The sequence below is a fragment of the Streptomyces sp. NPDC044921 genome, assembly GCF_056432865.1.
In genome coordinates this window covers 73,752-85,590 of record NZ_JBWKIF010000028.1, presented here as the reverse complement: position 1 = coordinate 85,590, position 11,839 = coordinate 73,752, and the positions used below count along the sequence as shown (strand labels likewise).

Annotated in this window: 10 protein-coding genes; 2 read left to right on the top strand and 8 right to left on the bottom strand. The window is 75.0% G+C overall.

What is annotated here, in order from left to right:
* Positions 1 to 56 precede the first annotated feature (56 nt).
* From AC07DA_RS32545 to AC07DA_RS32520, 6 genes are all read right to left on the bottom strand, one after another.
* The gene (locus AC07DA_RS32545; protein ID WP_479131827.1) at positions 57 to 980 is read right to left on the bottom strand and encodes a sirohydrochlorin chelatase; all 924 of its coding nucleotides are present in this window, start codon (positions 978 to 980) and stop codon (positions 57 to 59) included.
* Positions 981 to 1,090: 110 nt separating this feature from the next.
* Positions 1,091 to 2,092 (bottom strand): N-acetylglucosamine kinase, encoded by a 1,002-nt coding sequence (locus AC07DA_RS32540; RefSeq protein ID WP_479131826.1) that lies wholly within the window; start codon positions 2,090 to 2,092, stop codon positions 1,091 to 1,093.
* The gene (locus AC07DA_RS32535; protein ID WP_479131825.1) at positions 2,089 to 2,766 is read right to left on the bottom strand and encodes a uracil-DNA glycosylase; all 678 of its coding nucleotides are present in this window, start codon (positions 2,764 to 2,766) and stop codon (positions 2,089 to 2,091) included. The genes AC07DA_RS32540 and AC07DA_RS32535 overlap by 4 nt, the downstream gene beginning before the upstream one ends.
* Positions 2,767 to 2,853: 87 nt before the next feature.
* Positions 2,854 to 4,011, bottom strand: a complete 1,158-nt coding sequence (locus AC07DA_RS32530) for a WD40/YVTN/BNR-like repeat-containing protein (protein ID WP_479131824.1) — start codon at positions 4,009 to 4,011, stop codon at positions 2,854 to 2,856.
* A gap of 224 nt (positions 4,012 to 4,235) precedes the next feature.
* Positions 4,236 to 6,269 (bottom strand): HEAT repeat domain-containing protein, encoded by a 2,034-nt coding sequence (locus AC07DA_RS32525; RefSeq protein ID WP_479131823.1) that lies wholly within the window; start codon positions 6,267 to 6,269, stop codon positions 4,236 to 4,238.
* Positions 6,270 to 6,385: 116 nt separating this feature from the next.
* Positions 6,386 to 8,053: a DNA alkylation response protein gene (locus AC07DA_RS32520; protein WP_479131822.1), complete on the bottom strand. Its 1,668-nt coding sequence runs from the start codon at positions 8,051 to 8,053 to the stop codon at positions 6,386 to 6,388.
* Between the two features lie 76 nt (positions 8,054 to 8,129).
* On the opposite strand from AC07DA_RS32520, the gene AC07DA_RS32515 reads away from it, so the two are divergent.
* Entirely contained in the window at positions 8,130 to 8,888 is a 759-nt protein-coding gene (locus tag AC07DA_RS32515) for a PaaX family transcriptional regulator C-terminal domain-containing protein (protein WP_479131821.1), read from the top strand.
* Positions 8,889 to 8,960: 72 nt separating this feature from the next.
* Here AC07DA_RS32515 and AC07DA_RS32510 read toward each other — a convergent pair whose 3' ends face one another.
* Positions 8,961 to 9,749: a pectate lyase gene (locus AC07DA_RS32510; protein ID WP_479131820.1), complete on the bottom strand. Its 789-nt coding sequence runs from the start codon at positions 9,747 to 9,749 to the stop codon at positions 8,961 to 8,963.
* A gap of 40 nt (positions 9,750 to 9,789) precedes the next feature.
* Positions 9,790 to 10,143: a hypothetical protein gene (locus AC07DA_RS32505; protein ID WP_479131819.1), complete on the bottom strand. Its 354-nt coding sequence runs from the start codon at positions 10,141 to 10,143 to the stop codon at positions 9,790 to 9,792.
* A 370-nt stretch (positions 10,144 to 10,513) separates the two neighbouring features.
* Between AC07DA_RS32505 and AC07DA_RS32500 the strand changes: the two genes are divergently transcribed.
* Entirely contained in the window at positions 10,514 to 11,830 is a 1,317-nt protein-coding gene (locus tag AC07DA_RS32500; RefSeq protein ID WP_479131818.1) for an extracellular catalytic domain type 1 short-chain-length polyhydroxyalkanoate depolymerase, read from the top strand.
* The last annotated feature ends 9 nt before the right edge of the window (positions 11,831 to 11,839 follow it).

Sequence of the window (11,839 nt, the reverse complement as noted above, 5' to 3'; positions counted from 1 at the left end):
GCGACGACGAAGGCCCGCTCCGGGCCGGAGCGGGCCTTTCCGGTCGTGCGGGGGCGTCAGCGAACCGGCGCGCCCTGCGGCTGCTGCGGCGAGATGCCCAGCGCCGTCGTGTACTTGGCCAGGGCCAGCTTCCCGATCGCCGGGTACGGTCCGAGCGACTCCGCGGCGGAGCACTCCGCCTCCTTCGCGGCCTCCTCGACCAGTCCCGGCTCGATCTCCGGGCCGATCAGGTACGGCGCGAGGGCCAGCTGCTGCGAGCCCGAGGAGCGCAGCTGCTCGGCGACGGACGCGATGGAGCCCTCCTGGTCCAGGGCCGCCGCCATCACCGGCACGGCGAGACGCGCGGCGAGCAGCATGCCGGTGATCCCGGCCGCCTGCACGGCCTCGTCGCCGCCGACGGAGGCCAGGATGATGCCGTCCGCGGCGGTCGCCACCGTGAACAGCCGGGCACGGTCCGCACGGGCCAGACCGGCCTCGGACAGCCGCACGTGCAGCGCCTCGGCGAGCAGCGGGTGGGGGCCGAGGACGTCCGTCAGCTCGGCGGCGACACGGCTCTCCATGAGGGCCTGGCGGACCTGGCGCAGCAGCGCGCTGTCCGGGCCGGCCAGCAGCGGCACGACGACGGCGACGGGGCCGTCGGGCTGCTTGACGTCCATGCCGGCGGCGCGCGCCTGCTCGTAACGGGCCGTGCGCTCCTCGGCCGTGTGCACGAGCACGGTCTGCAGCGTGGGGAACTCGGCGGTGTCGCCGTCGAGGTACCCGATCCGGGCGTCGAGGCCGGGCAGCTCGGAGCGGGCGATGCTCACGACCTCCTCGGCGAGGCTGCGCGTGGCGCTACTGGGCGTCCCCGGCACGGCGAGGACGAGCGCGGGCGCGCCCTCGGGGGCGACCAGCGGCTCGGGACGGCGGTGCCGTCCGGGCTGGCGGGGGCGCGGCATTCGTACGGGCAGGCCATCCGCGGGCCCAGTGGGGGAACTCATGGCGCCGCATGTTACTGGTTTCCTGGGCTCCCCTGTTCGGGGAGGGTGCAGGTGAGCGGTATCCGTCCTGTTTTGTCTGATGAGTTCCGTACGGTTCGGACGGGATCGGATCAATCACCCGATCCATCACCCGGCAGGGTGGTCACGGTCAGCATCGTCTCGTCGCGCGGCAGGGTCAGCGGACCGGCGCTCAGCTCGGCGGCCATGCGCACCGCCCCGTCCAGCGGGTCACCCGCGGCCGGCACCCGCCGAGCCCACGGGAGCCGCTCGGCCAACTCCTCGTCCAGCGGGCCGAGGAGCGGATCGCCGAGCCTGAACAGGCCGCCGGTGAGGGCCACCCGCGCCGCGGCGCCCGCGGGGCACACGGCCGCGGCCGACTCGGCGATGTGCCCAGCGGCGGCGCGCAGGATGCCGCCCGCGACCGGATCCCCGTCCGCGCAGGCCCGGGCGACCAGGGGCGCGAACGAGGCGAGCACGGCGGGCCGGTCGGGCCGCGGGTACAGCGCCCCGGGCAGCCCGGTGACGGGGCCGAACACCTCCTCGGCGTCCCGCAGCAAGCGGCCCGAGCCGCCCGCCCGTCCGTCGTGGGCCCGCAGCGCCGCATCGAGGCCCGCCCGGCCGATCCAGGCGCCGCCACCGCAGTCGCCCAGCAGGTGCCCCCAGCCGTCCGCGCGACGCCAGCCGGTCAGGTCCGTGCCGATCGCGATCAGCCCCGTACCACCGGCGACCACCGCGCCCGGCCGGGGCCCGAGGGCTCCCGCGTACGCGGTCACGGCGTCGGCAGCCAGCGCGACGGTCCGCACGCCCAGCTCGCGGGCCAGGGCGCCCGGGAGTTCGGCGCGCAGCGCGTCGCCGAGGGAGGCGAGCCCGGCCGCGCCGACGACGGCCGCCGTCAGCCGCACCGGCCCCGTCTCGGCGGTCAGGACCCGCACCAGTGGCAGCAGTTGGGCCATGAAGTGGGCGGGGTCGATGCCCCGCTCACCCGTGCGGACCGGTTCCCCGGAGGCGCACCGGGCCAGCGGCCCGCGCTCGGGGGTCCCGACGACCAGCCGGAGCCCGGACCCGCCGGAGTCCACCGCGAGGAAACCGGAGCCCTCCGGCGCCCCCGTCACGGCAGGCGCCAGTCCACCGGTTGGCCGCCCTGGCGGATCAGCAGGTCGTTGGCCCGGCTGAACGGACGGGAGCCGAAGAAGCCCCGGTCGGCGGACATGGGGGAGGGGTGGGCGGACTCCACCGAGGGCAGATCGCCCAGGAGCGGACGCAGGTTGCGCGCGTCCCGCCCCCACAGGACGGAGACGAGCGGTTTGCCGCGCCCGGCCAGGGCCCGGATCGCCTGCTCGGTGACCTCCTCCCAGCCCTTGCCCCGGTGCGCGCCGGGCTTGCGCGGGGCGGTGGTCAGCGCCCTGTTGAGCAGCAGCACCCCCTGCCGGGTCCACGGCGTGAGGTCACCGCTGGACGGCTGGGGCACGCCCAGGTCGGCCTGCAGCTCCCGGAAGATGTTGACGAGGCTGCCGGGCAGCGGCCGCACCTCGGGCGCGACCGAGAACGACAGCCCCACGGCGTGCCCCGGGGTGGGATACGGGTCCTGACCCACGATCAGGACCCGTACGTCGTCGAAGGGCTGCTGGAAGGCCCGCAGGACGTTCGGCCCGGCCGGGAGGTACGTGCGTCCCGCGGCGATCTCCGCGCGGAGGAAGTCCCCCATCGCGGCGACGCGTTCGGCCACCGGTTCCAGGGCCTTCGCCCAGCCCGCTTCGACGATTTCATGCAGAGGTCGTGGTGCCACGGGCGTCACCCTACTGCCGTACCGGCAGCGGCGATCAACCGGTGGCCAAGACCCCCGCGCAACCGCGTCCCCCGCCTCATCCGCGCCTCACCCGACGACCGCGGCCCGGACGCACAGCACGTCCGGCAGGTGCCAGGCGAGCTGCTGCCAGCTGTCGCCGTCGTCGGCCGAGGCGAACACCTCGCCGTTGCGGTTGCCGAAGTAGACGCCCGCCGGGTCCGCGTCGTCCGTGCACATCGCGTCGCGCAGCACCGTGCCGTAGTGGTCCTCCTGCGGCAGGCCCGCCGAGAGCGGCTCCCAGCTCTTGCCCGCGTCCGCCGTGCGGTAGACCCGGCAGCGGCGGTCGGCCGGGACCCGGTCGGCGTCGGCGTTGATCGGGAAGACGTACGCCGTGTCCCCTCTGTGCGGGTGCGCGGCCGCGGCGAAGCCGAACGTGGACGGCAGGCCCTCGCCGATGTCCGTCCAGTGGGCGCCCGTGTCGTCGCTGCGGTACACGCCCCAGTGGTTCTGCAGGTACAGCCGGTCCGGGTTCGCCGCGTCCCGGGCGACCTTGTGCACGCACTGGCCGAACTCCGGGTGCGGGTCGGGCAGGAACACGGCGGAGACGCCGGTGTTCGAGGGCGTCCAGCTGGCGCCGCCGTCCAGGGTGCGGAACACCCCGGCCGTCGAGACGGCGACCGTCACCGCCCGCGGGTCGCGCGCGTCGGTGAGCACCGTGTGCAGTCCCTCACCGCCCCCGCCCGGCACCCACTTCGACCGCGTCGGGTGCTCCCACAGGGGGCGGACGAGCTCGAACGTCTCCCCGCGGTCCGCCGAGCGGTACAGCGCGGCCGGTTCCGTGCCCGCGTAGACCACGTCCGGTTCGGCCGCGGCCGGGTGCAGCTGCCACACCCGCTCCAGGGACGCCCCGGTGTCCTTGGGGAACCTGACGGCCGGGCGGGCCGGTTCGGTCCAGGTCCGCCCGAGGTCGTCGGAGTGGAACACGGACGGGCCCCAGTGGGAGCTGTCGCCGCCGGCCAGCAGCCGCGGGGTCGCGGTGCGGGTGTCGATGGCGACCGAGTACACGGCCTGCGCGTTGAAGTAGGGACTCTCGTCGAACTCCCAGGCGCCGCCGCCTCGCCGGCGCCCGATGAACAGGCCTTTGCGCGTGCCCACGGCGAGCAGTACCTCGGTCATGCCGATCACCTCCGCGGCGTCACCTTTGACGCCCTCGTCTCGGACACCGGCCAGTCTGCACCCGACCACTGACAATCACCTCCGCACCGCGCTCCGGTGCAGGTCAGGCCGGTGTCGCGGGCCGTGTCCGCACGCCTGCCCCAGGCCGCCCGTCGCACAAGGCGGACCGCGTCACTGCCGCGGGCACGGGCAGTCCGGCCACCGCCTCGCCCGCCGCACCCCTCGCCCACGCACGGGACCTCACCGCCGCGGTCAGCGCTCGGCGCCGCCCGGGCCCTGGCCCAGGCCCGGCCCTAACCCTGGCCCTGGCCCTGGCCCTGGCCCGCCAGGGCCTCCCGGCACACTCGCGTCAGCACCAGGTCGGCGTGGATGCCGTGCGCGCCCCTGGCCGCCAGGTGCCGTCGGCGGGAGGCGAGTTCCGTCCGCAGCAGGTCGTGCAGGGGCGTGCCCGCCGGGCCGAGGGACGCCACGCAGCGGGCGATCGCCGTCCTGGTGTGCGGTTGCTCCGCCCATGCGGCGCGGAGGACCGGGAAGACGCGCTCCCCGTCGCCCGCGACCCGCCACACCGCGCACGCGGCGGCCACCCGCTCCACCGCCTCCGGGGAAGCGGTCAGCCGGAGCAGTGCGGGCAGGGCCGGGGCGGCCTGCGGGCCCAGCCGCGCGAGGGCGTCCGCGGCCGCCGCCCGGCGGTGTCCGCCTCCGCCGGTGCCCGTCAACGCCCCGAGCAGTACCGGCAGTACGGCGTCCGGCCGGCCCGTGACGGACCACAGCGCCTCCGCGGCGGGAACGGCGCAGTCGGTGTCCAGCAGCCCGCGCAACTGCGGTATCGCCTCGTGGGCGGCGGCGCCGAAGGCGGCCAGGGCACGGACCGCCGCCTCCACGACGGTTGCGAGGGGCCCCGGCCCGTCGGGCGCACCCCGCAGCAGGCGCACCACCGACGGTACGGACGCGGTGTCCCCGAGGGCGCCGAGCGCCGCCAGCAGGCCCACCACCCGCCTCCCGGTGCCGGGGCCGTCGAGCGGCACGCGCGCGAGGCGTCGCCGCAACGCCGGGGCCAGCGGGGCGGCGGCCCGCCCCAGAGGCGGTACGGCCAGCCCCAGGTCGTCCGGCACGGCGGGCCCCGCGAGCACCTCGGCCAGCACCGGGACGGCCCGCGCGTCCCCGGTTGCGGCCAGCGCCCGCAGCGGGTCGCCCAGCACCGGCCCGCCCCGCTGCCCGTACCGGACGCGCAGCTCGGGGCGGTGGATGACCAGGGCGTGCAACGGGTCGGCGGCGGGCGCGGCCAGCTCGGACAGCTCCCGCAGGACGGCCACCGCCGCGTCGTGCAACCGGCCCTCCTCGGCGCCCACTTGGTTCCCGATCAGCACGACCGGCCCGGGGTGGGCGCCGCGCCACTCGCGGAACAGCCCGGCCGCCATCCACACGGCGTTGCACCGGTCGAGGGCGTCCGGGCTGGTCAACTGCCCGCACAGCAGGGCGACCCGGTCGGCCACCCGGTCGCCGAGCCCGTGGTGCAGGTTCCGCAGCAGCCGGGAGCCCTCCTCGTCCGAGGGTCGCAGCCGCCGCAGCCGCACGGCGAGCGTGTCCGTACCGGGACAGCCGTACGGGCGGCAGGTCCGGGAGCGCTGCCGGGACCTGGCCCTGAGCAACCGCACGACGGTCGGTACGAAATCCTCGGGCAGCTCCCACGGGGCACGGCCGGCGAGCTGCCCCAGCGCGGCGAGCCGCAGCCCGGGGCCGTACGGAGGCCTGCTCAGCCCGGCCAGCACGCTCACCGCACCAGCGGCGCACGGATCCCCGGCGGTGCCGTACCGCCGCGCGAACAGGCCGAGGGCCTCGGCCAGGGCGAGCAGGACCCGGTCGTCCCGCTCCACCGTGAGCCGCTCCCGCAGCAAGGCGAGCACCCGGGCCGGCGGGGACCCGTACCGCACGAGGGCCGGCAGGACCGCCCGGCGCACCCTCGCGTCCGAGTCGCCGGCCAGCCGGACGAACACCTCGGCGCCCGCCAGCAGCGCCGCCCGGGCCCGGGCGGCGAGATCCGCCGAGGCGCCCTCGGCACCGCCGATGCTGACCAGCAGGTCGACGACCGCGGCCCGCTCCCGCACGTCCTCGCGGACGGCGAGCGCGAGGAGGAACGGAACACAGGCGAGCGTCGCGTCGTACACGTCCCCCCGGTGGTGCACGGCGCCGTACAGCCCGTCGAGCGCGCTCTCCCGCTCGGCCGGGTCGGCGGAGGCCAGTCCCCGCAGTAGTGCGGGCACGTCCTGCGCACTGCCGCCCGCATGGCGCAGCGCGGCCCAGTCGACCTCGTCGATCCCCCTGAACACGTTGTCCTCCCCAGGCGAAGTCCCAACTGACGGGGAGTCTGCACCACGGCACCGACAACGAAGCGGAATCGGGCGATGACTGTGCGCGAACCGTGTGCGGGTTGGCCGATCGACGCTCAGTCCCGGCCGGGCAGCGCCCGTTCCACGATCGCGTCGAGGTCCGCCGCGTCGGGCAGCGTTCCGAAGGCGTGGCCCCAGTCGCCCCCGAGCCGGGTCGCGCAGAACGCGTCGGCGACCGCGGGCGGGGCGTGCCGGACGAGGAGGGAGGCCTGGAGCGTCAGCGCCATCTCCTCCACGAGGCGGCGCGCCGTCGTCTGCGACGCCCCGGACAGCCGGTCCCCGAGCCGCGCCACGGCCGCGTCCAGCCGCGCGTCCGCGCCCCGGGTGAGCGCGAACTCGCCGAACAGCGCCTCGGCCGTACCCGGTTCGCGGCTGAGCGCCCGCAGCACGTCCAGCGCGTTGACGTTCCCGGAGCCCTCCCAGATCGACAGCAGGGGAGCCTCGCGGTAGTGCCGGGGCATGCCCGAGTCCTCGACGTAGCCGTTGCCGCCGAGGCACTCCAGGGCTTCCGCGGTGAAGGCGGGGCCGCGCTTGGTCACCCAGTACTTGCCGACGGCCGTGGCGATCCGGCGGAACGCGGCCTCACTCCCGTCCCCGCGGTTGGCGCGGTCCGCCGCCCCGGCCAGCCGCAGCGTGAGCGTCGTGGCGGCCTCGGACTCCAGCGCGAGATCGGCCAGAACGTTGCGCATCAGCGGCTGGTCCACGAGCCGCGCGCCGAACGCCCTGCGGTGCCGCGCGTGGTGCCCGGCCTCCACGAGCGACTTGCGCATCAGCGCGGCCGACATCATCACGCAGTCCAGCCGGGTGCAGTTGACCATCTCGATGATGGTCTTCACCCCCTGCCCCTCGGGGCCGACCAGCCAGGCGACGGTCCCGTCGAACTCCGGCTCGGACGAGGCGTTGGACCGGTTGCCCAGCTTGTCCTTGAGCCGCTGGACGCGGAAGGTGTTGCGGGTGCCGTCGGGCAGCACCCGCGGCACCAGGAAGCAGGACAGCCCGTCCGGGGCCTGCGCCAGCACGAGGAAGACGTCGCACATGGGCGCCGAGGTGAACCACTTGTGCCCGCGCAGCGTGTACACCCCCGGCTCGGCCGTGGGCGTGGCCGCCGTGGTGTTGGTGCGCACGTCCGAGCCGCCCTGCTTCTCGGTCATCCCCATGCCCGCCAGCAGGCCCGGCTTCTCGGTGGGCACCCTCAGCCGCGGGTCGTACTCCCGGCTCGTCAGCAGCGGCTCGTAGACCTTCGCCAGCTCCGGCTGCCGGCGCAGCGCGGGGACGGCCGCGTACGTCATCGACGTCGGGCAGCCGTGCCCGGCCTCGGTGTGGCCCCACACCAGTCCGCCGGCGGTCCGGGCGACGTGGACGCCCGGCCGTTCGTCCGCCCAGGGCGCCCCGGCCAGGCCTTCGGCGATCGCCGTGCGCATCAGGTGGTGCCAGCTGGGATGGAACTCGACCTCGTCGACGCGGTTGCCGTACCGGTCGTGGGTGCGCAGCTCCGGCTCGTGCCGGTTGGCCAGGTCGGCCCACTCCTGCGCCTGGGCGCTGCCCGCCCGCCGGCCGAGGCGCCGCAGGTCCGCCTCGGCCCAGCCGGCGCCCTCCCGCCGCAGGCCCTCCAGCAGGCCCGTGTCGTCGGAGGCGTCGTAGGGGGTCAGAGGCGGGGCCTGGTTGGTGACGTCGTGCGTGGCGAGTACGCCGTGCGTCCGCTGTCCGTCCGGTGTCGCGACCATGCCCCGAGTGTTGCACCACCGCTACGGCCGCAGCAATAGTGCAACACAGCAGGATGGCCGCGTACAGTACGTGACCATGCCGATGAACGACCCCGCGCCGTCCGGCGCGCTCGATCTGCGGCCCCTGTCCGCGCGGTCGGTGGTGCTGAGCCTGCTGCTCGGCACGCACCCCCCGGAGCTGCCGGCCAGGGAGCTCGCGCGACTAATGGAGGGCTTCGGCGTCGGCGGCTCCACCCTGCGGGCGGCGCTCAGCCGGATGGTCGCCGCCGGAGACCTGCGGCGCACCGGCGCCGGCTACCGCCTGAACGACCGGCTGCTGGCACGCCAGCGGCGTCAGGACGACGCGGTGCACCCGCGCACGCGCGCGTGGGACGGCGACTGGGAGATGGTCGTGATCACCGCGACCGGACGCGGCCCCGCGGAACGGGCGGTCCTGCGGACCCGGCTGACCGGTCTGCGGCTCGCCGAACTCCGCGAGGGCGTCTGGCTCCGGCCGGCCAATCTCGGCCGCGCGCTCCCCACCGACCTGGACCGGGTCGCCGAGCACTACACGGCCCGCCCCGGGCGCCCCGCGCCCGGACTGGCCGCCTCCCTGTGGCCGCTGGACGCCTGGTCCGCCACGGCCCGGGCGCTGCTCGCGCACATCGCCCGCGCGTCCCGGCCGGCCGACCGGCTCACCGCCTACGCCGCCGTCGTGCGGCACCTGCTGGCCGATCCCGTCCTGCCGCCCGGGCTGCTGCCCGCCGACTGGCCCGGCCCCGCGCTGCGCGCCGCCTACACCGCGTACCAGGCGGAGCTGGCCGCGGAGGTGCACGCGCGCGTGCGCGGCGCATGACGCGGGCGGCCGTGCGCGGCGCCCGCCGGGACGCCGCGCACGGCCGCCTTCACCGTGGGGGGATGCCTGGGACTACCTGTAGGTGATGTCCGAGGTGGAGTACAGGCAGTTCGTGCTGTCGGGACCGGTCCCGACGGCGGTGTTGTTGTTGTACTTCTGGCAGGGGACGACCTTGCGGCTCGCATCGTTGCGGATGGTGATGCCGCGCAGCGTCGCCACGTCGTTGCGGTTGACGTTGATGCCGACGAGCCGGGCGGTGCTGCCGGTGCCGGTCACGTCGATGGTGTTGAGGTTGACCTTGCGGGTGTACTGCGTGGAGCAGTCGCCGCAGGAGCGGTAGAGCGTCTTGAACTCCTGCACCGCGAAGTTCGAGATGTTGAGCGTGCCGCCGCCGTTGTGCTGGAAGACCTTGTCCGCGGCCTTCTTCGCGCCGCCGCCGATGACGTGGTACGTGGCGCCGGTGCCGCCGCGGAAGGTGGCGGCGTCCTCGCCGACGTCCTCCCACCAGACGTTCTGCAGCGTGCAGCTGCCCTCGCAGTGGATGCCGTCGGCCGCCGGGGCGCCGAGGATGACGTTCTTCAGCACCGCGCCGTCCGCGAGCCGGAAGATCGGGTCCTGGCCCTCCTCCTGGCCGTCGCCGGCCAGGTTCCCGGTGCCGTAGTACCGCTTCATCCCGTAGTCCTTGGTGCCGGACACGGAGATGGTGGAGGACGTTCCCTGGCTGCCGTTCGGTGTCGGCCAGGTGGCGGCGCTCGCCGTGGGCGCCTGTGTGGTCATGATCATGCCAACCGACAGGCCGAGGGTGGCCAGCGTGCCGGTCAGCGCGCGCCTGCGGGCGCGCGGGCGTGTCGCAGAAGTCATGTCCCGTTTCCTTCTGTCCGTTCGAGCGTTGGGAGAGGGGTCAGGGCGTCCCGGCGCCCGCATCCGACGTCACCGAGGGGGCGGCGCAGGAGGCGGGTTCCGCCGAGTGGCCGTAGGGCGGGCTGGTGAAGGTGCCGACCCGCGAGATCTCGGTCGCGGCTCCACCGGGGTCGTTGCCGCGCGGGCCGGCGCATCCGTCGACGTCACCGCTGCGGCTCGTGGTGACGGTGATCCTGGTCGAGCGGAAGACGTCGTTCCCGACCGGCGTCCGGGCGCCCACGCGCGAGTGGCGCACGGTGTCGGCGTCCTTCACGTAGTGGTTGCGGTCCCGGCCGGCTGGGGAACGGCCGGGACCGTCACGGTCGCCCGGGCGGACCGCGGCGGCTACCGCCACGGCGGATCCCGGCGTGCGTGTGGTGGGGGGCGAGTACGCATGTGGGGTGCGTCCCTTCAGTGGTGCCTGGTGGCGCTCATGGGTCATGTACCTGAATGACGTTCTCCATGTTGCTCAACGCAGGTGCAGCTGACGCTGCGGGGTCACATCGCTGAACGGAACGTAGAGGGCAAGCGCTTTCTAGTCAACGCCTCGCGCAGAAACACGTGCAGTCGGCCCGGGGGTTGCGGACGGCCGGCCCCGGTCGCGGAGCCGACCGCGTGGGAGCGCTTCCACGGGCGGCCATGTTCATGCCACCATGCGATCGGTCAACGACGAACCGCCGTACGACGTCCTGCGAGCCGTGCCTCACCATCGAAGGGACCCGGACGTGCCTGTCACCCCCCACCCCACGGCGAGGAGACCCCTGCGGTCGCTGCTCCTCACACTCGTCGCCGCCCTGCTGCCGCTGCTCGCCGCCGGCGCGCTCACCGCACCCGCGGCCGCCGCGCGCGCCAGGGCCGTGCCCGCCGCCGCCCTCACCGAGGTCACGAACTTCGGCACCAACCCCAGCAACCTGCGCATGTACCTGTACGTGCCGGAGAACGTACGGCCGAACCCGGCGGTCGTGGTCGCGGTGCACTGGTGCACCGGCTCGGGCCCGGACATGTACCAGGGCACCGAGTACGACACGCTGGCCGACCAGTACGGGTTCATCGTGCTCTACCCGTCGGTCACCCGCAGCAGCAAGTGCTTCGACGTCTCCTCCCCCCAGGCCCTGCGCCGCGACGGCGGCAGCGACCCCGTCGGCATCAAGTCGATGATCGACTGGACCCTGCGCACCTACGACGCCGACCGGAGCCGGGTGTTCGCCACGGGCATCTCCTCCGGCGCGATGATGACCAACGTCCTGCTCGGCGACTACCCGGACGTCTTCGCCGCGGGCGCCGCCTTCTCGGGCGTGCCCTTCGGCTGCTTCGCCACCACCGACGGCTCCGAGTGGAACAGCGCCTGCTCGGGCGGCACGCTCACCCGGACCCCGAAGGAGTGGGGCGACCTGGTGCGGGGCGCGTACCCCGGCTACAGCGGACCCAGGCCGCGGATGCAGATCTGGCACGGCACCGAGGACGACGCCCTGCGCTACCCCAATTTCGGCGAGCAGATCAAGCAGTGGACGAACGTGCACGGTGTCGGCCAGGCGCCGGCCGCCACCGACACGCCCCAGCCCGGCTGGAGTCGCACCCGCTACGGCGGCACGGGCGACCGCGCCCCCGTGGAGGCCATCAGCCTCCAGGGCGTCGGCCACAACCTCTACGCCCACGGCATGGCCTCCCGCGTGCTGGCCTTCTTCGGCCTGGACGCCTCGGGCCCGGCGCCCCAACCGCAGCCGGGCACCTGCAAGGTGACGGCGTCGGTGAACGCCTGGACCACCGGCCTGACCGCCTCCCTGACCCTCACCAACACCGGCACGAGCGCGATCAACGGCTGGCGGCTCGGCTTCACACTGCCCGCCGGGCAGAGGATCACGGGTGGCTGGAGCGCCACCTACGCGCCGTCCTCCGGGACGGTCACCGCGGCGAACGCGGCGTACAACGGCACGATCGCCCCGGGCGCGAGCGTGAGCATCGGCTACCAGGCCACGCACACCGGCAACAGCGCCGGTCCGGCCGCGTTCACGCTCAACGGAACGGCGTGCGCGGCCGGTTGACGCAACGGC

Bases quoted from the DNA above. Each gene is read 5' to 3' on its own strand.
- AC07DA_RS32545 (WP_479131827.1), bottom strand. From the start codon at position 980: ATGAGTTCCCCCACTGGGCCCGCGGATGGCCTGCCCGTACGAATGCCG.
- AC07DA_RS32520 (WP_479131822.1), bottom strand. From the start codon at position 8,053: ATGGTCGCGACACCGGACGGACAGCGGACGCACGGCGTACTCGCCACG.
- AC07DA_RS32515 (WP_479131821.1), top strand. From the start codon at position 8,130: ATGCCGATGAACGACCCCGCGCCGTCCGGCGCGCTCGATCTGCGGCCC.
- AC07DA_RS32510 (WP_479131820.1), bottom strand. From the start codon at position 9,749: ATGACTTCTGCGACACGCCCGCGCGCCCGCAGGCGCGCGCTGACCGGC.